This is a genomic window from Xanthomarina sp. GH4-25 (assembly GCF_045363175.1).
GTDB lineage: Bacteria > Bacteroidota > Bacteroidia > Flavobacteriales > Flavobacteriaceae > Xanthomarina.
In genome coordinates this window covers 173,865-198,761 of the sequence record NZ_JBJFLO010000003.1, presented here as the reverse complement: position 1 = coordinate 198,761, position 24,897 = coordinate 173,865, and the positions used below count along the sequence as shown (strand labels likewise).

Annotated in this window: 18 protein-coding genes and 1 tRNA gene; 11 read left to right on the top strand and 8 right to left on the bottom strand. The window is 33.1% G+C overall.

Translation table 11 applies throughout. The features are described from left to right. Window positions 1-59: 59 nt before the first annotated feature. From ACI5KZ_RS05465 to ACI5KZ_RS05455, 3 genes are all read right to left on the bottom strand, one after another. Window positions 60-2,612, bottom strand: a complete 2,553-nt coding sequence (locus ACI5KZ_RS05465; protein ID WP_406847144.1) for a fibronectin type III domain-containing protein — start codon at window positions 2,610-2,612, stop codon at window positions 60-62. 377 nt (window positions 2,613-2,989) lie between these two features. Continuing rightward, window positions 2,990-3,649 (bottom strand): hypothetical protein, encoded by a 660-nt coding sequence (locus ACI5KZ_RS05460; RefSeq protein ID WP_406847143.1) that lies wholly within the window; start codon window positions 3,647-3,649, stop codon window positions 2,990-2,992. Between the two features lie 7 nt (window positions 3,650-3,656). Further along, complete coding sequence (locus ACI5KZ_RS05455; protein WP_406847142.1) at window positions 3,657-5,516, bottom strand: hypothetical protein; 1,860 nt, start codon at window positions 5,514-5,516, stop codon at window positions 3,657-3,659. Between the two features lie 326 nt (window positions 5,517-5,842). Between ACI5KZ_RS05455 and ACI5KZ_RS05450 the strand changes: the two genes are divergently transcribed. Further along, on the top strand, window positions 5,843-10,735 hold the full coding sequence (locus ACI5KZ_RS05450) for an HYR domain-containing protein (RefSeq protein ID WP_406847141.1): 4,893 nt from the start codon (window positions 5,843-5,845) through the stop codon (window positions 10,733-10,735). Between the two features lie 444 nt (window positions 10,736-11,179). Here ACI5KZ_RS05450 and ACI5KZ_RS05445 read toward each other — a convergent pair. The 3 genes from ACI5KZ_RS05445 to ACI5KZ_RS05435 all read right to left on the bottom strand — a co-directional run bounded on the left by ACI5KZ_RS05445 (window position 11,180) and on the right by ACI5KZ_RS05435 (window position 14,728). Beyond that, window positions 11,180-11,253 (bottom strand) — tRNA-Asn (locus tag ACI5KZ_RS05445). 123 nt (window positions 11,254-11,376) lie between these two features. Further along, complete coding sequence (rseP, locus tag ACI5KZ_RS05440; protein ID WP_109309321.1) at window positions 11,377-12,723, bottom strand: RIP metalloprotease RseP; 1,347 nt, start codon at window positions 12,721-12,723, stop codon at window positions 11,377-11,379. A gap of 79 nt (window positions 12,724-12,802) precedes the next feature. Further along, window positions 12,803-14,728, bottom strand: coding sequence for a M1 family aminopeptidase (locus ACI5KZ_RS05435; protein ID WP_406847140.1), 1,926 nt, complete (start codon window positions 14,726-14,728; stop codon window positions 12,803-12,805). Window positions 14,729-14,835: 107 nt separating this feature from the next. Here ACI5KZ_RS05435 and ACI5KZ_RS05430 point away from each other — a divergent pair, with 107 nt between their 5' ends. The 4 genes from ACI5KZ_RS05430 (at window position 14,836) to ACI5KZ_RS05415 (ending at window position 18,073) form a co-directional block, all read left to right on the top strand. Further along, window positions 14,836-15,507 carry an SCO family protein gene (locus ACI5KZ_RS05430; protein ID WP_109309319.1) on the top strand — a complete coding sequence of 224 codons (672 nt, stop codon included), beginning with the start codon at window positions 14,836-14,838 and terminating at the stop codon, window positions 15,505-15,507. Between the two features lie 72 nt (window positions 15,508-15,579). Then, window positions 15,580-15,813 carry a FeoA family protein gene (locus ACI5KZ_RS05425; protein ID WP_109309318.1) on the top strand — a complete coding sequence of 78 codons (234 nt, stop codon included), beginning with the start codon at window positions 15,580-15,582 and terminating at the stop codon, window positions 15,811-15,813. After that, a complete protein-coding gene (gene feoB, locus ACI5KZ_RS05420; RefSeq protein WP_109309317.1) occupies window positions 15,806-17,905 on the top strand; it encodes a ferrous iron transport protein B in 2,100 nt (699 codons plus the stop codon). Before ACI5KZ_RS05425 ends, feoB begins: the two co-directional genes overlap by 8 nt. 30 nt (window positions 17,906-17,935) lie before the next feature. After that, complete coding sequence (locus ACI5KZ_RS05415) at window positions 17,936-18,073, top strand: FeoB-associated Cys-rich membrane protein (protein WP_109309316.1); 138 nt, start codon at window positions 17,936-17,938, stop codon at window positions 18,071-18,073. Window positions 18,074-18,081: 8 nt separating this feature from the next. Here ACI5KZ_RS05415 and ACI5KZ_RS05410 read toward each other — a convergent pair whose 3' ends face one another. After that, the gene (locus ACI5KZ_RS05410; protein ID WP_123808385.1) at window positions 18,082-18,510 is read right to left on the bottom strand and encodes a hypothetical protein; all 429 of its coding nucleotides are present in this window, start codon (window positions 18,508-18,510) and stop codon (window positions 18,082-18,084) included. A gap of 115 nt (window positions 18,511-18,625) precedes the next feature. On the opposite strand from ACI5KZ_RS05410, the gene ACI5KZ_RS05405 reads away from it, so the two are divergent. Genes ACI5KZ_RS05405 through ACI5KZ_RS05380 form a run of 6 tightly spaced genes read left to right on the top strand, consistent with a single transcriptional unit; the run spans window position 18,626 to window position 24,009 of the window. Then, the gene (locus ACI5KZ_RS05405; protein WP_109309314.1) at window positions 18,626-19,288 is read left to right on the top strand and encodes a metal-dependent transcriptional regulator; all 663 of its coding nucleotides are present in this window, start codon (window positions 18,626-18,628) and stop codon (window positions 19,286-19,288) included. Then, entirely contained in the window at window positions 19,242-20,078 is an 837-nt protein-coding gene (locus tag ACI5KZ_RS05400; RefSeq protein ID WP_406847139.1) for a transporter, read from the top strand. Before ACI5KZ_RS05405 ends, ACI5KZ_RS05400 begins: the two co-directional genes overlap by 47 nt. A 2-nt stretch (window positions 20,079-20,080) precedes the next feature. After that, a complete protein-coding gene (locus ACI5KZ_RS05395; RefSeq protein ID WP_406847138.1) occupies window positions 20,081-20,992 on the top strand; it encodes a metal ABC transporter solute-binding protein, Zn/Mn family in 912 nt (303 codons plus the stop codon). Further along, complete coding sequence (locus ACI5KZ_RS05390) at window positions 20,992-21,729, top strand: metal ABC transporter ATP-binding protein (RefSeq protein WP_109309311.1); 738 nt, start codon at window positions 20,992-20,994, stop codon at window positions 21,727-21,729. Before ACI5KZ_RS05395 ends, ACI5KZ_RS05390 begins: the two co-directional genes overlap by 1 nt. Then, window positions 21,729-22,856, top strand: coding sequence for a metal ABC transporter permease (locus tag ACI5KZ_RS05385; protein ID WP_109309310.1), 1,128 nt, complete (start codon window positions 21,729-21,731; stop codon window positions 22,854-22,856). The genes ACI5KZ_RS05390 and ACI5KZ_RS05385 overlap by 1 nt, the downstream gene beginning before the upstream one ends. Further along, entirely contained in the window at window positions 22,849-24,009 is a 1,161-nt protein-coding gene (locus tag ACI5KZ_RS05380) for a metal ABC transporter permease (RefSeq protein WP_406847137.1), read from the top strand. The genes ACI5KZ_RS05385 and ACI5KZ_RS05380 overlap by 8 nt, the downstream gene beginning before the upstream one ends. On the opposite strand, the gene ACI5KZ_RS05375 is transcribed toward ACI5KZ_RS05380, so the two are convergent. Next, a complete protein-coding gene (locus tag ACI5KZ_RS05375) occupies window positions 24,006-24,743 on the bottom strand; it encodes a TerB family tellurite resistance protein (protein ID WP_109309308.1) in 738 nt (245 codons plus the stop codon). The genes ACI5KZ_RS05380 and ACI5KZ_RS05375 overlap by 4 nt on opposite strands. Window positions 24,744-24,897: the final 154 nt, after the last annotated feature.

Sequence of the window (24,897 nt, the reverse complement as noted above, 5' to 3'; positions counted from 1 at the left end):
AAGAGCCTGTTATATAACAGGCTCTTTAAATTAAAAAACAATATTAATCAATCTACTAATCATCTTTTAATTATTCGAATATTTTTAGAAACTCCTTCTATGCTAACTTTTACTAAATACATGCCAACATTAAGTTGCGAAAGGTTTAATTCACTACTATACGTTTTAGGAGTAGCTCTCAACATCTCTTGGCCTAATAAATTATATACAGAAATACTATCAATTGGCTTTTGAGCTTTAATAGTAAAAACATTACTAACAGGATTTGGAAAGTAAGTAAGATGGTTTAATTCTTGACTTTCAACATTTTCAACAGATAAGGTTGAATAACTATCTACATTAAAATCATCTACATAAAAGTTGTAATCTTTGGTTCCTGAGCCTCCTTCATTAGCCCAAAAAGCTAATTTTGAAGTAGCTGAACTATATGAAGACAAATCTATAATTACCTGTTCTCCTGTGTTTGAAGGTGAGTTAAGTTCATTCCAAGTATAGATAAGATTCCATGTAGCACCATTATCTTCACTAATTAAAAATTGAACTTCATCATCCACTTCCATGGTTTCTGCAGCAGATCCTGAATAAGCAGTAATTCCAACATTTACAGATACACCATTATCTCCACTAGATAAATCTAAAGTTGGTGAAACTAACCAATCTTGATCGGTTCCTCCAAAGAAATTAAATCTAGCTGCGCCACTAGTACCATTATTTAAAAATCCATCTTGAGACCAGTTTCCATTAACTCCGTCAGGTCCTGTAGCTATATCTGTATTGTTCCCTTCGCTCCAACATGATGGTAAAAAACTAGTAAAATCTTCCAGAAAAGGCATGGTATAAGTTGCACATTCTGTTGTAAATTCAAAAGGTCCAACCCAATCACTTGTATCTCCACCACCACAATCAGAACGCACATAAAATTCGTAAGCAGTTGCAGAATCTAATCCAGATAACGTATAAGGATTATTAATAGTATCTTCAATAGTAGGTGTTCCTGACGGTGTAAACCCTGAAACTCCCCACTCGATATCCCACGTTGTAGCTGTTCCTGATTCATTCCATTCTAAATCAGCAGAATTAGATGTTATATTTGAAACCGATAAGGCACTTGGATAAGGACATGTTGGTGCTAATTCCCAAACAATATCATCTACAAGTAAATTCTTATTTAAATCACCAGTTCTTAATGCAAATGTGACATTTCCTGAAGGCATTCCAGTTGGAATGGTTATAAATTCACTACGAGTTGTAGAAGTTGTAACAACAGATGAAATAGAAACAAATGTATTAGCATCTGTAGGGTTTGCTAAATAACCCAGCTCTAGAGTTTGTCCTATTTGAGACGTTACTGTTGCTTTATAATTCATTTTTAATTGATAGGTTCCAGCATCCGCATTGTTGACAGTTGGCAAAGCAACCATCCCTCTATCTATATCAGACGTACTTTGTATATGTAAAGCACGAGACCCTGTAGATGAAACAGATGCATTATTAACTGTTCTAACAGTCCCTGTTGTTCCTACTTGATTCCAACATACAGGCAAATTAATACCTTCAGTGCTTTCAAAATCTTGAAAAAATTGTGTTACCACATCACATGCTGTGGAAAAATTATAAGGACCAGCCCAAAAACTAAATCCATCAATATTACAATTTCCTCTTACGTACACTTCGTATGGTGTCCCAGAAGTTAGAGAGCTAACATTAACAGAATTTGAAGCAGTTGCTGTTCCAGAATCTGTTGGTTCTCCAGTATCACGAGCTTGCACTACATATTCCCATTGAGTTTCACTATTTCCAGCAGTCCAACCTATAGTTGCTGAAGTTGTAGTAATTGCAGTTGCTACAATATTAATAGGCTCAGGACAAGCCAATTCGGTGTTAAAGTAAGCTGGCCCAGTCCAATAGCTAACTCCATCTACTGAACAATCTGCTCTTACATATACTTCATAATCTGTACCTTGAGTTAGAGTCGTTAAATTTATTGAATTTGAAGCAGATGGAGTTCCAGAACTTGTTGGCTCACCTGTACCTAAAGGTTGTACTACATATTCCCAGTCAGATTCACTATCTCCTGCAGTCCAATCTATAGTTGCTGAGGTTGTAGTAATTGCAGACACTGTAATATTAGAAGGTTGCGGACAAGTTATTGTTGTTACGCTAAAATCTGTAACATCAAAATTTAAACCACCAGCATATATTCCAACAGCAATATATACCGTTTGTCCTGGCAATAATGTGGCTGAAATAGTAGTAGGAGATGTGGAAAGTGTAGAGCCATCTAAACAATCGTTAAAATCTACACCTGAGCAAGTTGAATAAATCCCAGCTGCTGCATTAGCTACATTGCTAATAAGTGTCATTGCTATTTCTTCGTTATTAGTCGAAGTATATGTATACATATATACGTCTGAGTTAAAGTAAATACCATTTAAACAACTATTAGGTGGGTTATTATTCCAGTCTTGAGAGCCGTCTCCTAAGGTGGTTATTCCTGTTGCTGTATAACCATCTGAAATTGCAATAGCTGATCCACATCCAAATTGTGCTTTACTTTGCCATGAAAAGGCTAAAAGACAAATGGCGAAACACCATAAGGTAATTTTTTTCATAATTTTGTTTTGTTTTTGTTAATATTTAAGGTAAAAGTTCAAAAACTAAAACTATGTCAACTGCATGTTGAAGAAAAAAAAAGCCCCCATTATTAATCACTCATTATCATTATTACAACTCTTTTAAAACACTCATAAAAACATATATATCTGAATGCATGCGTTTTAAACAAAATAAAAAATATTATGAATTTGGAAATATGGAGGACGGTAAAAGTAATGTTTGTGCAATTTTTTAAATAAACATCAAAAAATTAAACTCACTATTAAATGTAAATTGGATATTAATCTAACTTTAGATATTGTAATCTAAGATGTTTTTCAACCTTCAAATTTAAAATATTAAGACTTCAATGGTTTTAACTTATATTAAACTGTTACTCATGACATTTCGTATTGTAATAGTCCACAACTTTTTTTATGTCTTTTTTGCTAAAACCTTTTTCACCTTCTTTAATTTTTATTTTTAATTCAGAGCAATCTGAAAAATATTCACTCCCTTGAGTTTTAAAACTATCTGCAATAGTAATAAATGATACCGACGTATCTTTATTTCCTAGTATGGTTACAAAAGCTTCATTGTCTCTTTTAACTCCATAAATGGTAATATTATTTCTTGTGCCAGTAAAAACAGGAGTCGTTCCAATATTATTGCTAGAGGGCAACCAAAGCACAGGATAGTTACCATATTTACTGTATGTATACAAATTAACCTTTCCTTTTTTTACTAAATCGTAAACTTTAAAATCTTTACCATCCTTCCCAGTAGGAAAAATATAAGCCATTCTGGGGTTATTATCCTTTCGTTTGGATCGAGGGTTTATATAACCAGATATAGAATCTAACTGTTCGTATTTAATTTTTTCTTTTTTACTTTTCTTTTGTTCTTGAAATTTAATTTCCTTTTTCTTAAAAGTAACATAACCTGTTTGTGAGGTTCCATCTTTATAAAACAAAACAGATTTTGTTTGAGAAAAACACTTATTAGCTCCAGTAATCAACACTAAAAGCAGAGTTATTTTTATTAAATTAAACATTTATTTTTTAATTTTCTAGATATTCAACAAGAGGAATATCTTTATCAACATTTAGCTTTTTCTTTAATCTATATCTAGATTTCACAACGCTTTCTTTCGATATTCCTAAAATATCTCCAATTTCTTTAGTTTTTAAATTCAGTTTTTCCAAACATATTAAACGTTCTTCGGAATTTGTAATATCCTGATAATTTTTCCTTATTTGAATTAAAAAGGATGGATATACCTTATTAAATCTGTTTTTGAACTCCGTCCATTCATTTTCCGTTAAAATCTTACTCGACATTAATGTTTCAATGTTTTTAGACTCATCAATTTTATTAAAATCTTTTTTATACTTATGTACTTCATCTTTTAAAATTTTAAGTTCTTTAGCATTTGCCAAAAGTCTTTTTGTATAAGATACTAACTCTTCTTTATTTAAAACCAATTGCTTTTTTAAATTCGAGCTGCGTTTTCTTAAGTAATATATAATGGTAAAACCCAAAAACAAAATTAGTATCAACACTAAAAATAAAATTGTTTTTCTGCGTTTTTCAATAGATTTTTGCTGCTCTAAAATTTTTATATCTGCTTTTTGTAAACTTATTTTTTTGTCTTTAGTTTCAGTTTCAAATAACGACTGATAGTAAGACAAGGCGTTAACTTGCTTCACATTTTTTAAAGAATCTTTTAGGTTAGAATATAATTTGAAGTAATTGTATGCAGCTAATTTATCGCCTTTATTTTCATATATTTTATACAAATTCTCATATATAGATAACATTCTGGTTTTAGCTTTATCTACTTTAGCAGACTGAAATTCTTCTAAATTAATTTTTATAGCTAAATCGTGATTATTTTGTTTAGAATATAAATAACTAGTAAGTAACTTTGATTGATTAAGAAACCATGGAGAAATGTTGGTGCTCTTTTTTATTAGATTTGTAGAATCTAAATAGGCATTCGCTTTTAATAAATCATCATCTGCATAAAATTTAGCCAAGACTGCATAGAATATTAATACCGTACCATTTCTTTCTGATTCTATTGATTTTGCATATGCAAGCCCTTCTAGTAAACTATTTTCTTGTCCTCTTAAATCTCCTAATTCTTTTTGGGTTAAGGCTTTATTAAAAAGCAAAGTAGATAGGCTTTCTTTTTTATTATGACCACGAATAATTTCAATTAATTTATTTTGTTCTTTTAAGGCTTTGTCGTGCATGCCCATTTCCCCATATAAAATAAAAATACTGTTTTGAGCATTAATAAAATAATCTATATCGTTAAGGTTTAGGTAGTAATTAGAAGCTTTTTGAGTGTCCTCTAATCCTTCTAAATAATTGCCTAATTCAAAATTGGTAGTGCCTTTTGATAAATAAGAGTCTGCCACATAAATAGAATCTTTTTTTCCAAAGGTCTTAATTGCTAGCTCGTAATTTTTATTAGCATTTACATATTCCTCTCGGTTTAAATAATATTCTCCTTTCTTAAAATAGATGTTTCCTCTGTGTTGCGAATCTTCAATTTTAGAGATAACCAGTTCTACCGTATCCATTAGATGAAGTGCTCTTTCTGTTTGATTTAGCCGAATATTGAACGTATAAAATGATTTGATTGCAAGCTCTGCAGCCTGATCATATTGCTCTAAATCCATCATTAAATAAACAGATTCTTCAACATAATTTGGGTAATCTATAGGGTCTTGATCTAAAAGTGGAATTAATTTACCTATTACTTCAACTCTACTTTCCTTTGACTGGATGGTATCTAACGCTTTTAAGTAATGAGATTTTTGTATGGAATCTGTAATGCTTATCGATTCTTGTGCTTGTAAGTTTGATAAAATAAATATTAAAAAAATGAAGAGAATGGAGTGTTTAATCATGTAAAAAAGTAGTTCTCAAATTTATTATGAGATTATTATTTGAGTAAATATATGTGATAGAATTTAATTTATTCCTTTTTTTAGAAGATTCCTTTTATCAATTAAATGACAGTTTAAGACTCTTATTATTACTTTAAAGGTTGTGCTTTAATACTAACTCCTTTATCTCTTTCTATTAAACACAACTTGCTAAACTGCTTATTATCAGTATTTTATATTGTAGCGTTAGTTTTTGTCCATGTGTTTGTCCATGTTGAATGTTAGATTTTAAAGGTCATGTTAGGTAATATTGATGAAGCAAACTAGCAACCATAAAATCTTTAAAAATGAAACAAAAACAACTTAAGGGTACATCTTCCCTCAAAAACCGTAGAAAAATCATTGATTTTTCAATGTTAAATAATTTAGTATGGAAGCAAAGACATCAGTTCAAACTGATTGCTTTACTAATTACTTTTATTTTAAGTAGCAACTTACACGCACAAACACAGATAGGTTCTGATATTGATGGCGAATCATTTTCCGATCAATTTGGAAGAGCCATAAGTTTAAATGCCGATGGCTCAATAATGGCCGTTGGTGGAGAATATAACGATGGTGGGGCGCCGGATTCAGGTCATGTAAGAATCTTTCAAAATATAAATAATAATTGGCTTCAAATTGGTTCTGATATAAATGGTGTATCTGCAAGTGATTTATTTGGGAGCTCTGTGGCTTTAAGTGCTGATGGTAATCGTGTTGTCATTGGAGCGCTTGGCGTAGATATTGGTACAGAAACTAATTACGGTACAGCTACAGTTTATGATAATATAGGAAATAATTGGGTCCAAGTAGGATCTGTTCTTTTTGGAGAATCACAAAACAATCAATTTGGAAGTTCAGTTAGCATAAGTGATGATGGAAATATTATCGCTATTGGAGCTTCATTTGGTGGCGCATCTAATGGAGGTTATATGCGTGCCTATACGTTTTCTACAGATTGGGTTCAATTGGGACAAGATATAGAGGGTATGGCATTTTCAGACTTTTTTGGTTCAAAGGTTAGTTTAAATGCAGATGGTACTATTGTTGCAGTAAGCGCTTCGGGAACTGATGCTAACACCATTGATAATTCTGGTCAAGTACAAGTATACCAATATAATAATAGCACAAGTTTATGGGAACAATTAGGACAAAACATGGATGGTGATAGTATCGACGATTTTTTTGGTCAATCACTAAGTTTAAATTCAGATGGAACTAGACTTATTGCCGGAGCAAGGTCTGATATTGGTGGTTTAAATACTGGACTTGCAAAAATATATGAATATAATAATGGCACTAATTCTTGGGTGCTCATGCAAACCATAAATGGTGAAGCTGTAGGAGATTGGTTTGGAACATCAGCAAGTATTAGTGCTGATGGCAACAGAACTATTGTAGGGGCGAGATATAATGATGGGGGAAATGGTGTAGATTCTGGCCATGCAAGGGTATTTGAATTTAATAGCGGAACCAATGCTTGGGAACAGTTGGGCTCCGATATAGATGGCGAAGCAACTAATGATGAATCTGGTTATGCTGTTAGTATTAATAGTGATGGAACTCTAGTAGCCATTGGAGCCAGATACAATGATGCAGGTGATGCATCTTCAAGCGCTAATTTTGGCCATGCAAGAGTGTTTAGCTTTGTTAATTTAGCACCAATAGCTGTTTGTCAAGATATTACAGTACAACTAGATGCCACTGGTAACGCAACTATAGTTGCTACTGATGTTGATGGTGGCTCTAGTGATCCCGAAGGTCTAGCATTAACATTTTCTGTGAGCCAAAATACGTTTGATTGCTCCAATTTAGGAGCTAATATAGTTACGCTAACTGTTACAGATGCTGGACTAATTGGTGGTGACGAATTAATGGATACGTGTACAGCTACCGTAACTGTTGTAGAAGAAGCACCTGTAGCAAATTGCACGGATGTTTCTATCTATTTAGATGAAAACGGAATGGCATCTATAACGGCTGAAGACGTTTTGCATGGAAAGGGTAAACTTTATGGATTAGCATTATACAATGAAGGCATTAACGATATTGCACTTTATGATTACGATGCAAATACCCCTACCACAACGGTTGATCCTAGTTTTACAGGAAGTTCTACCTTAGCAGGAGGACCTCATTTGAGTATAGACATTAACCCCGTTGATGAGACTGTTTATTTATTAAGGCAAGACTATACAGGCCCAGAAACTATTAGTAATTTATATACTATCACGCTTCAAAACGGAACTTTAAATCCTGTGCTAATTAGCTCTTTAGAGTCTGTATCTGGAGACCCTTTTGCATTAAGTATGAGTTTTGGTCCCGATGGTACATTATATTTTGCTTTCGAATCTGGAGAAATAAACGCTTATAATATTGCTACAGATACTATGAGTCCATTTTCTTCCTTTTTATATGATGGAACTATAAGCTTAACAACAGATCTAAAAAATAACAGATTGATTTATTTAACAAGTGTGTATGTCTCACCTCGAGGTGGTGGTGGATCATTCGATCTTATTTTTACTGAAATAGATTTAAACACAGGTGTTAAAAACGTATTAACTACAGGAAACATTCTTGATGCATGTTACGTTCAAGCTATAGAGTATTTAGGAAAAGATACCGTTGTAGTAGGATTAAACAATTGCGGAGATGGGAATCTATCTGTAGATTTAATTTCTGGATCTTTAACAGACTTAGGGCCACAGGCAACAACACTTAATAATAGTATTATAGATTATCTGTTTATTGCAACACCAATAACTAATGCAACGTTTTCGGTCTCTAATTTTACATGTGCAGATCTTGGAGCTAATACAGTTACCGTTTCTGTTACAAGCATTTGTGGTACAGTTGTTAGCTGTGATGCAACAGTAACGGTATTAGATACACTTCCTATAATAGAATGCCCTTCAGATATAACAGTAAATGTAGACCCAGGAATGTGTGATACTGTTGTTAATTTTAACACACCTGTTTCTCCAAATAATTGTGCCGGCGCTGTAACAGTTACACAAACAGCAGGCATGCCAAGTGGTTCCGTTTTTTCAGCTGGATCACATACCATAGAGTTTACTGCAACTGATTTAAACGGCATTATGACGGTGTGTAGCTTTACCATTTTTGTGCAGGATAATATTCCACCAACAATAACTTGTTCAGGAGATGTAGCAGTCAATAACGATTTAGGTTTATGTGGTGCAGCTGTCACTCTTACTCCACCCACTCTAATTGATAATTGTGGTACTGCTATTGCGCCTTCCACAGGACTTGTAAACTTTAATTTTAATATTGATGGCGAATTAATAGATACTCCAGGAACCTTGCTAAATGCAATTACAGCTTCATCGGATGTTGTGTTAGACCTGACCTTTAGAGGTGATCTTAATGGGACAACAGAATGTTTTGAGCTAAACGATCCTGATGGCAATATCTTATTTTCTGAATGTGATATGGAAGGTACTTGCGATCTAATTAACAGGCAAGTAACTGTGCCTTTAGCCACATGGAATACTTGGGTAACTAATTTTGGGTCTAGTTTAATATTTACTTTAATAGCAAATGATTATGTCGATTCAGGTCAATGTGATGAAGGTGAAGAAAACCCAGATACGTTTATTATAAATGCTTTAATAACTGGCACCATTCAATTAACAAATGATTATAATCAAACAGCTGACGCTTCAGGGTTTTATCCTGTTGGAGATACGGTTGTAACTTGGACTGCTACAGATATTGGAGGTAATAGTGTGAATTGTACACAAACTATTACAGTTAATGATGCTGAAAATCCAGTAATAACATGTCCTACAAATATAACCGTGGTAAACGCTGCGAATGAATGTGATGCTGTTGTTACTTATAACATGCCAACGGCAACAGATAATTGTACCACTTTTAATACATCTTTAGAGTCTATTTTATCAAATTTTAACGGCAACAATTCAAGTGTCACGGCTTTAATTCCAAATGCCTTCGATTTTATTCTGGATGATGGGCTAAACAGTGATAATATTGACGATGGCGGAAATGACATGTATGATGGTGGTAACTACATTTCTACAGAGACTGGAAATGATATTAGCTATTCAGATAATTTAGTGGTTTCAGATATCAATTTTGGAACGACTGGCCAATATTTCACTAGAAAGGTAGAGGATATGTGGTTGTTAGTGGCAGATTTAGATGCTATTGATAGTTTTAATATCGAGGGAAATTTAGGTGCAGATGGTGATGGTACAGCAACAGGATACACCACAACTATTAACGTTGCAGGACTTAATTATAACATTTTTGCCAAACGTGTAAATGAGGAAGTAGGAGTTGTAGATAGCGATCCTTCTGTAAACCATTTGATAATTATCCCAGAGAACGTAAATGCGACTCATAACTTTACCACAGATACAGGTGACGATCAACATCAAGTAACTGCTTTAACAGGCACAACAAGGTTGTACTATTTATTATTTGCGAGTATTGATAGTGGTGTTGTAGACGATGCAACTATGGAAGCCATTGCAACATCATTTGTATCAGAAATTGTAGAACCAAAAGGACAGATGACACAAATTGCTGGTTTACCAAGTGGAAGCACCTTTCCGTTAGGAACGACTACAAATACCTTTGAAGCAACGGATGAAGCTGGAAATACAACAACTTGTAGTTTTGATGTCATTGTTTCTGGTACAGAAAGTCCAGTAATTAATTGTCCAGTAGATTTTGAAGTGAATACAGATTCAGATTATACGGTTTTAGATTATGGGTATACCGTTACCGATGATTGTTCATCAGGATCAGATTTAACAATAGTGCAAGATCCAATAGCAGGTACCATGGTACCTACTAATAATGTAATAACTGTATCCATTACAGCTACAGATGCTGCCGGAAACGAAACCGTTTGTAGTTTTACAATTACTGTTTCGCCTACATTAGGAGTTAGTGAATTTAATCAAAATCTATTGCAGTTATTCCCCAACCCTGCATCCACAACCTTTACTGTTAAAAACCTTCAGCTTGCAGGCATCAATACCATTACCATTTATGATATAACTGGAAGAGTCGTTATCAAATCGGAGGTATTAACAGGTAGTAATAACATGATTGTAGATGTTACGAGTTTAAGTAATGCTACATATTTTGTAGAATTAAAAGGCGAAGAAATACGTGTGATAAAAAAATTGATAGTGAATTAAATAGGGATTTAGTTAATTCTATTTTAAACGGGACTTTAATAGATAGTCCATTATAAACAATCTATATTTTATGTTAGCTAGGGCCTATTTCTTAAAATAAATAGGCCTTTTGCTATTATAATTTAAATGACTTGAACTATCACTAAGAATAAACCAACATTGTAACCATCTTAAAATATAGCTTTTCGTTAGTTTGGTTTTTGGGAATTTTAAAAAAGTAAAATCAAAAACAATCAAATAAAGTCCCTAAAAGAATTCATGGAATTGTATTTACTTTAAAAGTAATTTCTTTCCTTCTTCACAATATCCAACAACAAGACCTTATAAGCAAAATTATTTTATAACTAATTATCAGTCTAATTTTCCAAGCATTTGTTCGACCTATGTTCGACCCATACAAAAAACAAAAGCCTTTACATTTCTGTAAAGGCTTTGTCTAACTTGCTCCTCCTCTTAGGCTCGAACTAAGGACCCTCTGATTAACAGTCAGATGCTCTAACCAACTGAGCTAAGGAGGAGTATGTTGTCTTTTTGAGTCTTTTTTCTGACTTCCACTCTTTTTAAAAAGAGTGTTCTTTTCGCTTTTGCGAGCGCAAATATAAATTATTTATTAATTACAACAAATTATATTTTAAAAAATTTTAATTAAAAATAGCTTTAAAGATATCATTCCCATTTGCAAATAATACCAAAGCAATTAAAAGAATAAATCCAACCATTTGTGCATATTCTAAAAATTTATCGCTAGGCTTTCTACCAGAGATCATTTCGTATAGTAAAAACATAACATGTCCTCCATCTAAAGCAGGTATTGGCAGTAAATTTAAGAATCCTAACATGATGGATAAAAAGGCTGTAATATTCCAAAATACTTGCCAGCTCCAGTAGTCTGGAAAAATATCGTAAATGGCTTTAAAACCACCTACTCCTTTATAAGCTCCTGTGCTTGGAGTAAAAATAGCCTTCACTTGGGTTATATATGAAGTTAATTTATCTTTAGATTTTACAAGACCAACTGGAATAGCTTCAAAAAAACTATAATTTTGAGTTTCAAAAGTATAATACCCTAATGCCTCTAAAGTTTCAGGGGTTGCTCCTGTTGCATATACCAACCCTAATTTCCCTTTTTCGTTAATAGTTAAAGGAATTTGGATGCTTTGATTATCTCTTAAAATAGTTGCTTCTACTTGTTGTCCTTTCAACGTTTCAAGTGCAGGAATCACTTCATCAATATATTTTGTTTCCTGATTATTAAACCCAGTAATTATATCGCCTTTTAAAATACCACTTCCTCTATTAAAAGAGGTGTCTGGCACTTCAGCAATTACAAAAGGCATGCGTAAATCAATAAATTTCTTTTCTTTAGAATCTATTAATTGAGCTAAAAAATCTTCTGGTAAAACAACGGTTGATTGTTTTCCATTTCTTTCTATGGTGATTTCTTTTCCAAAAAGAACCTTTTCTGAAATTTGCGAAAAGTGATCTATCTTATCACCATCAACTGAAATAATTTTATCACCTGTAATTAAACCAGCATTATTTACAACCGAACTTTCAATTAAAAGACCATCTTTAATGTTCTCATTTGGTAAAATTCTATCTCCATAATAATAACTCATACCAATATAGATTAGAATAGCTAATAGGAAATTAACGGTAACACCACCAAGCATAATAATTAATCGTTGCCAAGCTGGTTTAGAACGAAATTCCCATGGTTGTGGAGGAAGTGCCATTTGCTCTTTATCCATGCTTTCGTCTATCATTCCAGATATTTTAACATAACCACCAAGAGGCAACCAACCAATACCATAAACAGTGTCTCCTATCTTTTTTTTGAATAAAGAAAACTTGATGTCAAAAAACAGGTAAAATTTTTCAACTCTGGTTTTAAATAGTTTTGCAGGAACAAAATGACCTAGTTCGTGTAAAACAATTAATAAGGAAAGGCTCAATAAAAATTGAGATATTTTTATAACAAACTCCATGTAATTTCTTGTCTAATGTAAATTAATTTGCAAAAGTAGTGTTTTAGCATCATTTAGAAAACTATTAACTACCCAAACCCTAGTTTTTTAACACCGATTTATTAATTATACCTTGATTTGTTTGTAGCTGAATGAAAAACAATCCAGTAGATAATGCTGAAAGATCAATACTCTCTTGCCAATTGGTTTTAATAAGTAACTGACCCAAAGAATTATAAATTTCTATACTTTCTACCTCCATAGCCTTAGGTTTTTGAATAGAAATAGAATGGCTTGCAGGATTTGGATAAATAATTAATTGATTTTCTAATACAACGTCATTGATGCCTAGAGTAACCGAATTATTTTTAGATATTAAATCCACTTCTGGGTCGAACAAAACAGTGCTTACTGGAAATGTAACATTTCTAATAAAAGTTTCGTTATTTGAAGTATTATCTAAAACAATATCTAAAATTTCTCCAGAAGTTCCAACAAGTCTTATAGGTATTGGAGCTTCAAAATAAGAAACAGAGGAATGACTTTGAGTTTGAGTAATTGTAATTCTTACTTGGCTTGCATTGGGTTGATGCCATTCTATTGCGTAACTTGGATATCCTTGATTATAAATCCAATCGCTAAAAAATTCGGATAAATCTTGACCACTAGTTGCTTCCATAACTTGTTTATAATCTTCTGTTTTAGCATAGGCGTAAGACAAGTTGGGAGCATCTAAATAGTTTTGCATGCCCTGAAAAAACATGGCGTCTCCAAGCTTTTTTCTAAGCATATGTGTAACCATAGCTCCTTTATTATAGCTCAATCTGCCACTAAAAATCCTATTAACACTTAAAGTATCTGTATCTGATAAATAAACAGCGCCTCCATTTTGAGAAGTTATAGAGTTGTTTAAGTTTTGTTTCCAATTGATAAAAGAACTATTACCATCTAAATTTTCAACCACAAGGCCAGACAAATAGGTTGCAAAACCTTCATTCAACCAAATGTCTTTCCAGCTACCACAAGTCACCTTATCTCCAAACCATTGATGCGCTAATTCGTGTGCAATTAAACCTCTACCAAAACTTCCCATAAAAGAAACTGTGGTATGTTCCATGCCTCCTCCCCAACCAAATTGGGCATGACCATATTTCTCGCTAGCATAAGGATACTCTTCAAATAAGTCTGTAAAAAGATTCATTATGTCTACAGTAACTGGCGTGTTAGATTGAGCATATGCTAAATCTTCTGGATAGACATAATTAATAATTTCAAACGGATTGCCATTGTTTGCAACAGTATGAGAATAGACTTCATAATTGGTAACAGCTATAGCAACTAAATAAGCAGGAATAGGATATTGATGCTTAAAATGCGTGGTCTTATTACTGCCATTTATAGTTTGACTTTGCTCCAAACCATTAGCAACAGCAACATATTCTTCGTTGGAAGGATTGTTTATTGGTGTGGTAATAAACACATCAATATTATCAATTTTATCGATTAAATCTTGTTTACAAGGCCACCAACCTTTTGCTCCATAAGGTTCGGAAAGTGTCCAGATTATGGGATCTCCATTGTGGGTTGTTTGCTCAAACGAACCAAAACCAGAACTAATTGGATTTCCAGAATAACTTATGGTTAAAGAGTCTAAAACACCCATATTTTGAACTTGATCTAAAGTAATAACCAATTCATCATCTGTGTTTTGTGTATACGAAAGTGGGTTCCCACGTTGCATTACTTGAGAAACAACCATGTTTTGAGTTAACTCGAAGGTCACCTCTGAAAGATTTTCTTTGGCTTCAAAATAAGTTGTTACATCTCCTGAAATGAAAGCTTGAGATGGATCTATATTAAATTCTAAACGATGATAGGTAACATCGTAATTTCCAGTATTCATATTCACCCGATGAAGCATTTTATTTAAAGCTGCTTTGGTTTCAGCTTCTCTAATCTGTTCCATTGATTCTGTAAAATCTTGTCCAAAAGAAATTACTGGAAGTAGTAACAAAAGGTAATTCATTAGTTTTTTCACAACGTTGTATTTAAGATGTTAAAAATACCTAATTAAACACGTATCTGTCGTATTTTTGCTATCAAATCTTATAAGAAATTTTAAATTAATAGAAAATGCTTTCATTTTTTAAAGACTATAAATACTTTGCCATAGTATTTGCAACCCTTTCACTTATCATTATTACTATTATCTACAATATTTTCGATGTTTATAAGCCACTTCCTATTTATCAACCAGCCATGGTAAATATCGAAATGGTAGATAGTACCATTCAATACAAAAAAAAGTATCATAAAATTGCCGATTTTAGTCTCATTAACCAAAATGGAGAAACCATCACACAGGATACTTATAAAGATAAAATCTATGTGGCCGATTTCTTTTTTACAACCTGCCAAACCATTTGTCCAATTATGACAGATCATATGGTGTTAATTCAAAAAGAAACAATGAATGATCCAGACATTATGTTACTTTCTCATACTGTAACTCCAAAAATTGATAGTGTTCCTCAACTTAAAAAATATGCTATTAAAAAAGGTGTGAACGATAACAAATGGAATTTAGTAACTGGAGACAAGAAGGAAATTTATGAATTAGCAAGAAAAAGTTATTTGGCAGTTAAAACAGTTGGAGCTGGCGACGAGTATGATATGATTCATACCGAAAACTTTATGCTAATAGATAAAAAACATCAAATTAGAGGTTATTATGATGGTACAAACCCCGAAGACATTTCACGCTTACTTGAAGATATTAAAATCTTAAAAGAAGAATATAAATAGTTTTTTGTTTACAATTTTTTTAGACTGATTTTTTAACTTATTTTTGCTTCTTTAAAATCAATCTAAATAAGCTTGGAAGTAACATTAGCACATCTTAAAAGAGGGGAAAAGGCCATTATTGTTGATGTCTCTTCCATGAACATCCCATTAAAACTTTTGGAAATGGGTTGTTTACCAGGCAATAGTGTCGAGCTTTTACAAGTAGCTCCTTTTTCAGATCCATTATACCTCAACATTAATGGGACGCATTTAGCTATAAGAAAAGAAACTGCTATTCATATTTTAATTGAAATAACCCATGAGTAAGCAGATAAACGTTGCCTTAATTGGAAATCCAAATACTGGAAAAACATCGGTTTTTAATGCCTTAACAGGATTAAACCAAAAAGTTGGAAATTATCCAGGCATAACCGTCGAAAAAAAAGAAGGTATTTGCAAACTCCCTCGTGGCGTTAAAGCACATATTATAGATTTACCAGGAACTTACAGTTTAAACGCTTCTTCTCTGGATGAAAATGTAGTTATTGAATTACTTTTAAACAAAAACGATAAAGATTTTCCAGATGTTGCTGTGGTAATAAGTGATGTAGAAAACTTAAAACGAAACTTACTTTTATTCACACAAATTAAAGACTTAGAAATACCAACTATTCTTGTTATTAATATGTCAGACAGGATGAAATATAAAGGTATTTCGTTAGATATTCCATTTCTAGAAACTGAACTTAAAACAAAAATAGCAGTTATAAGTACTAGAAAAAAAGAAGGTATAGACAACCTAAAGGAACTTATTTTTAATTATAAAGACCTGTCTGTTGAACCTTGCATGAACGCATCCGAAATTGACAAAATCTATTTCGATAACCTTCAAAAAGCCTTTCCTAATCAGTTACTATATAAGCTATGGCTTGTTATTACCCAGGATGTGAATTTTGGAAAAACGGATAGAAACGAAATTGATGCTGTTGCAGATTTTAAAACTAAAACCAAAGCCGATTTAAAAAAACTACAGCAAAAAGAAACTATAAAACGCTATCAGTTTATAAACAACACCCTTAAAATTGGGCAAACTATAGACCTAAGTACTGCTAAAGATTTACGAATTAAATTAGATAGAATCTTAACTCATAAAATTTGGGGTTATGTTATTTTTGGAATTATTTTATTAACCATTTTTCAAGCTATTTACGATTGGTCGGCAATTCCAATGGATTTTATCGATGCCACTTTTGCGTCTTTTAGTGAATGGACAAAAAACACTTTACCTCCTGGTACCTTTACAGATTTACTCTCCGAAGGAATTATTCCAGGCCTTGGAGGTATTGTTATCTTTATTCCACAAATTGCTTTCTTATTCTTGTTTATCTCTGTTCTTGAAGAAAGTGGTTATATGAGTCGTGTTGTATTTCTAATGGATCGAGGTATGCGCCGATTTGGTTTAAGTGGAAAAAGTGTTGTCCCTTTAATCTCCGGAACTGCTTGTGCCATTCCAGCCATTATGGCTACCAGAAATATTGAAAGCTGGAAAGAACGTTTAATTACCATATTGGTTACTCCTTTTACAACCTGTTCAGCTAGGCTTCCAGTTTATCTTATTATCATTTCATTGGTCATTCCTGAAGGTCGTTTTCTAGGATTAAGCTACCAAGCTCTTACATTAATGCTTCTGTATTTAATAGGATTTGGAGCTGCTTTAATTTCTGCCATGATATTAAATAAAATTTTAAAAATTAAAAGCAAATCGTTTTTTGTGGTTGAAATGCCAAATTACAAATTGCCTTTAATAAAGAATGTGGTCTTAACGGTTATAGAAAAAACTAAATCGTTTGTCTTTGGAGCTGGAAAAATAATACTTGCTATCTCCATTGTTTTATGGTTTTTAGCATCTTATGGTCCAGGCGAACAATTTAATAATGCCGAACAAATAGTCACCGAAAAATTCGCATCTCAAAATTTATCTGAAGATGAATTAGACAAAGAAATTGCATCACAAAAATTAGAATATTCATTTATTGGTTTAACAGGAAGAGCTATTGAACCTGCTATAAGACCTTTAGGTTACGATTGGAAAATTGGTATTGCCATTGTAAGTTCTTTTGCAGCCAGAGAAGTATTTGTTGGTACTTTAGCGACTATTTATAGTGTTGGTAACGACGAAGAAGAAACTATTAAAAACCGTATGGCTGGTGAAGTAAACCCAATACTGGGTGGACCACTATTTAATTTTGCATCCGGAATTTCCTTATTACTTTTTTATGCTTTTGCCATGCAATGTATGAGTACACTTGCCATTGTAAAACGGGAAACCAATAGTTGGAAATGGCCTACGTTACAATTAGTCCTTATGAGTGCTTTTGCATATGTAGTTGCACTAATAGCTTATCAAATTTTGATATAAGGTTTAAGAAAAAAATACGACAAAGAAATTATGAACGAACTACTTCAAAATATTCTAGCTTTTACTGCCCTATTTATGGCATTAAGCTTTTTGGTGAAGAAATTCTTTTGGAAAAAATCGAAACCTAAAAAAGGAATTAAAATCCATGATTGCGATAATTGTCATTAAAAAGACATCTATTCCTTTAAATGTACTCCTAACTGTAAATAATAATCTTCCTTTTTAATCTGTTTTTTGTCTCTTGGATAAGGAAACACATTTTGCGCTAATATCACTGTTTCTTCAGAAGCATATAAAGTCATTAAATCTTTACTCATGGTTTTTCCAGGCTCAAAAACCAATTCTTTTTGAGTTAATAAGGTATTGTTTTTATACACTTCAACTAAAGCAACAACTTGTCCTGCCCAAAAACAGGTGGCATCTTCTGGACAACGAGAATCAGTTAAAACATCGACAAATTTAATTTGAATGTCTTCAGAATTATAGGTTTTTCCCAAAGGTAGTTTTGCAACAATTTTTGGAGCTTCAATCTTGATGTTAGTAGAATCTTGGGCCATAGTGTGTTTTGAAATCAAAACCAACACAATTAATAAATAGAACTTCATAAGTGACATTTTACATTTATTATGGACAATTTACAAATTATTTTGCTTAAAAATATATTTTAGTTACATTTGAATAATATTTAAGCATACTTAAATTAAATTTAAAGCACTTGAAATGTCTGTAGCTATAGAAAATTTTGTAAAAGCTATTTACAAAAACGATAAAAACAATACCAACGATACTAAGCCTGGTAATATTGCAAAAAAACTTGGAATATCGAATGCTGCTGCTACTGACATGGCTAAAAAATTAGCTTCAAAAAATTTATTGAAGTACGAAAAATACCAAGCCCTTCAATTGACTGATGAAGGTACAAAAATGGCTTTAAATGTTATTAGGAAGCATCGTCTTTGGGAAGCCTTATTGTTTAAATTGTTCGACATGTCTCTTCATGAAATACATCGCGAAGCCGAGCTTTTAGAACATGAAACCTCCAATTTTTTAGCAGATAGAATTAGTGAATATCTTGGCAATCCAAAATTCGATCCACATGGAGACCCTATTCCTAACGCCCATGGGGAAATAACAACTATTGATAACTCCATCGCTCTTTCTAACACACAAGAAGGTAAAACATATATCATTTCCAGACTCATGAGCGATGATAAAGAGTTTTTTGATTTTTGCGCATTAAATGGATTAAAATATGGGAACTCTCTTCTTGTTACTAAGCAATTCAATAAAAATAAAATGACTCAAATCACTATTAATAATAACAACATTGTTCTTAATGAAGATTTTACAAATATTATATATGTCAATGAATCGAGCTATTAAGAATACGGTTCTAGGCTTAATTTTATTTACTGCAAAAACAATGAGTTTTGCACAAGAAAAAAGCACTCTAGAACCTCTTATAACAGACAGACCAGATCAAACAGAATCTCCAAACCTTGTTTCAAAAAGATCCATTCAAATTGAGACTGGCGCAGCTTATGAGGTTTTTAAAAACCAAAATATTAAAACTGAAAACACCACTTACAACACCACTTTAGTTCGATATGGGTTACTTAGTAATTTAGAATTACGCTTAGGGTGGAATTTTGATGAAAATAAAACCAAAATCAACAACAATAGAATAGATGATATAAGTAGTGGCTTTAGTCCTTTATTATTAGGAATTAAAACGAGTATAGCAAAAGAAAATAATTGGTTGCCAGAAATAGGCCTTTTAGGACACTTGTACTTACCATTTACAGCTGGTTCAGATTATAAACCGGACACTACAGGAATAGATTTTAGGTTTGCTTTTTCACATACCCTAAACGAAAAATCAAATTTATCTTACAACTTTGGAGTTGCTTGGGGAAATGACTCTCCAGAAGCAACTTATATTTATACCATAGCTTATGGTTATAGTTTAACAGAAAAAATGGGTGCCTATGCAGAATTATATGGAGATTTTCCTGAAAACAGTAAAGCCAATCATCTTTGGGATGCAGGTGCCACCTACTTAATAACAAACAACTTACAATTAGATGCAAGTTTTGGAACTAGCATCACAAAAGGTCAAGATTTAATGATAAGTGCTGGCCTTAGCTATAGAATTCCTTCAAAAAACAATTAGAAATGAAAAATATTATTCTTTTATCCTTAGTGTTTCTAGCAATTAGTAGCTGTAAAAACGAAAAAGAAAACAATGGTAAATTAAATATTGTAACAACCACAACCATGATTACCGATTTGGTAAAAAACATTGGCGGAGACCGTATAAATGTGCAGGGACTCATGGGTTCTGGTGTCGATCCACATTTATATAAAGCAAGTGAAGGAGATGTTACTAAATTGGCAAATGCAAATGTTGTTTTCTATGGTGGATTACACCTGGAAGGTAAATTGGTAGAAGTTTTCGAGAAAATGAGTCATCAAAACATTAAAACCATTGCTGTTTCAGATGCATTAGATCAAAACACACTTATTTCTTCAGAATATTTTGCAAGTAATTACGATCCTCATATATGGTTTAATGTTGATTATTGGATTCAAATCACACAATATGTGGCAGATCAATTATCTGAAATCAATCCTGAAAACCAGCTTTTTTATGAGGCAAATGCAAAAACGTATATCGAAAAATTAAACGTTTTAAACGAAAAATTAAAAACAACTATAAGTATCCTTCCAAAGGACAAACGCATTTTAGTTACAGCTCATGACGCCTTTAATTACTTCGGAAGAGCTTTCGGATTTGAAGTAGTAGGCTTACAAGGCCTTTCAACTGCAACCGAAGCTGGTGTGCAAGATGTTCAAAAATTAACAACCTTTATTATTGATAAGAAAGTGAAAGCTATATTTGTTGAAAGTTCCGTTCCAAAGAGAACTATTGAGGCTCTACAAGCAGCAGTTAAGTCTAAAGGTCATGACGTAATTATTGGAGGCACTTTGTTTTCAGATGCTTTAGGAAATGCTGGAACAACTGAAGGCACTTATATTGGTATGTTTGAATACAACGTCAATACAATTGTAAATGCATTAAAATAATGGACAAAAAAATAGCAGTACAAGTAGACGATTTAACGGTTGCATACAATTACAAGCCTGTACTTTGGGATATTGATTTAGAAATTCCCGAAGGGGTTCTTATGGCTATCGTTGGTCCAAATGGCGCAGGAAAATCCACCTTAATTAAAGCCATATTAGGCATTCTAAAACCTATTGCCGGAAGTGTAAGCATCTATGGAAAACCATACGACCAGCAACGCAAACTAGTTGCTTATGTGCCTCAAAAAGGAAGTGTCGATTGGGATTTTCCTACAACAGCCTTAGATGTTGTTATGATGGGAACTTATGGAAGCTTAGGTTGGATAAAACGTCCAGGGCAAAAAGAAAAAAAAGCAGCTCTTGAAGCTCTAGAAAAAGTAGGCATGCTACCTTTTAAAGGCAGACAGATCAGCCAGCTTTCTGGAGGCCAACAACAGCGTATTTTTCTAGCTCGTGCTTTAGTGCAAGATGCCTCAATATATTTTATGGACGAACCGTTTCAAGGTGTCGATGCTACTACAGAAATTGCTATTATTAATATTTTAAAGGAATTACGTAAAGCAGGAAAAACGGTTATTGTGGTTCATCACGATTTACAAACCGTTCCAGAATATTTCGACTGGGTTACTTTTTTAAATGTGAAGAAAATAGCAACTGGACCTGTTAAAGACATCTTTAATGATGATAATCTAACCAAAACATACGGCATAAATTATAAAGTAAGCATTCAAGAATAATGGACATTCAAGAGTATTTTTCTTTAGTTTTTAGTGACTACACGTTACGAACTATTACATTAGGAACAGCTGTTTTAGGTGCTGTTACTGGTATGCTTGGTAGTTTTGCTGTATTAAGAAAACAAAGTTTACTTGGAGATGCTATTTCTCATGCTGCACTTCCCGGAATTGCCATTGCCTTTTTAATTACCGGAGCTAAAGACAGCAACACCTTACTTATTGGAGCCTTAGTAAGTGGTTTAATTGGGACCTTTTGGATTCGAGGGATTGTTACTAAAACACATTTAAAATCAGATACAGCCTTAGGTTTAATCCTTTCCTTGTTTTTCGGATTTGGAATGTTGCTATTAACATTTATACAAAAGCAACCGAATGCCAATCAAGCTGGATTGGATAAATATTTATTTGGTCAAGCTGCAACCTTAGTAGAAAGCGATGTGTGGCTAATGGCAATTATTACAGGTCTATGCCTCATTGTGTTGTTGTTCTTTTGGAAAGAATTCAAACTCTTTCTCTTTGATGCAGACTATGCTAAAACCCTTGGTTTTAATACCAAATTCATTGACATCCTTATTACGTCTTTCATTGTTTTAGCCATCGTTTTAGGATTACAAACTGTTGGTGTTGTACTAATGAGTGCCATGTTATTAGCGCCTGCAGCTGCTGCAAGACAGTGGACAAATAGTTTATCAAAAATGGTGCTTTTAGCTGCAATTTTTGGCGCATTTTCGGGTGTATTTGGAACTGCAATTAGTGCTAGTCAAAACAATTTATCTACAGGACCAGTTATTGTTATTGTTGCTTCTGTTTTTGTCATATTCTCTTTCATTTTTTCACCTAGTCGAGGATTGCTTTTCCGTCAAATTAGATTTATTTCTAACAGACGTGATTTAGAACAACAAAAAACCTTAGCATTTATGTATCATATTGCTGAAACTCACGAGAATATTTCGCATCCACATACCATAAAAATCTTAAATAATTTTCAAGGTTACACACGTAAAACCCTTCAAAAATTAGTAGATAAAGATTATGTAACCTTAGATGGAACCATGTGGAGTTTAACAGAAAAAGGGTTTGAAACTGCTGCCAATTTATATAATCAACAAGCCATAAAAGATGAATAATGCACAAATAGAAATACAATTAATTGCAAGCTTGGTGGCTGTTGCTTGTGCTATTCCAGGTACTTTTTTAGTGCTTAGAAAAATGGCTATGATTAGCGATGCTATTAGTCATTCTATTTTACCTGGACTTGTCATTGGCTTTTTCATTACACAAGACCTCAACTCTCCTTTGCTTATTTTATTAGCTGCTTTAACGGGAGTTATTACAGTTGTTTTAGTTGAACGGATTCAAAAAACGGGCTTGGTAAAAGAAGATACAGCCATTGGCCTAGTCTTTCCTGCCTTGTTTAGTATTGGCGTTATTTTAATTGCTAAAAATGCCAACGATGTGCATTTAGATGTGGATGCTGTGTTATTAGGTGAATTAGCTTTTGCTCCATTCGATAGGCTTATGATTGCTGGAGCAGATGTTGGTCCAAAATCCTTATGGATTATTGGAACAATCTTATCCATGACCATTGGCTTATTAATTGCCTTTTTTAAAGAATTAAAAATAAGCACTTTTGATGCAGGTTTAGCAGCTTCTTTAGGGTTCTCTCCAGCCTTAATTCATTACGGATTAATGACAGTTGCTTCTGTTACAACTGTTGGTGCTTTCGATGCTGTTGGTGCCATTCTTGTAGTGGCATTAATGATTGCTCCTGCTGCAAGCGCCTATTTACTGACCACAAATTTAAAGAAGATGTTGGGTATTGCTATCTCCTTTGGTGTGTTTAGTGCAATTTCTGGCTATTGGCTAGCTCATTGGTTGGATGCTTCTATTGCAGGTTCTATTACAACCATGTTGGGTTTATTGTTCTTAACTATCTATTTGTTTGCGCCAAGCAAAGGGTTGATTGCTGTAATGTATCGAGAAAAACAACAACGTACAGAAGTATCTCTATTGACCTTTTTACTTCATTTAAAAAATCATTCTGAAACACGTGAACGACATGTGAATCACCTTCAGGAACATATCAATTGGCAAAAAGTAAGAGCTAAAACCGTTTTGGATCTCGCCCTAAAAAACAACATGATTATTATTGACAATAATATTGTGTCCTTAACCCAAAAAGGAGATGAATTTACTTCAAAAGCTATCAATTATATAATTACCAACGAAGATGCCCAAATTGAAGATATGAAAGACGATTTCTTCTTGTTTAGAGGTTAAAACCCTCGCTCTTTCTGCAACTGCTCATAAGCATCTTGAACCTGTCTAAACTTTTCTTCTGCCCCTTGTTGGTGTTCTTTACCTAAATGAATCACTTTATCGGGATGGTATTTCTTAGCCATTTTTCTATAAGCCGCTTTTATTTCTGAAGTAGTAGCTTCTTTAGTTATTTCAAGAATTTTATAGGCGTTATCGCTGCTGTTATAAAACATGGCTTTGATACTTTCAAAATCCTGGTGACTAATCCCTAAGTAATTTGCAATGGTTTGAATAATGCTCACTTCGCTTTCAACCACAATCCCATCTGCTTTAGCTATTCCAAATAAAAAATGAAGCAATTGCAAACGTGATGGATGATCCATCATTTGTCTTATTTGCAAACAAACCTGACGTGTTGGAATGTCTTGTTTATTTATATTTTTAAACAACTTAAAAGCACGATTGGCTCTATCTTTACCGTACATTCCAACAAATTGCTGACGTACAAAATCCAATTCTCGTTGATCTTGTTTGCCATCTGCTTTTATAACAATAGAAGAAAGCACCAAGAGACTCACTTCAAAGTCGCCAGATTGGGTTTGCCTAGTTCTTCTATAAGGCTGTTGTGTATCTACTTTAATACTTCCATTAGAAAATCCATCAACCACACTGCCTAATGCCATACCAAGTATAGCTCCTATTGGACCTCCAATCGACCATCCTAAAGCTGCACCAATCCATTTTGAAAAACTCATTTATTTTTGTTCTTTTTAAGGATTTAAAACTGTCATTTAAACCTATCAATTTTTGGGTAAACCTGTACAGATTTCATTATTATTGAAAAATGTTTAGATTCTTTAACAGGTTCACGAAATCCGAATTATTACACTATTAAATTTTGGGCAAATA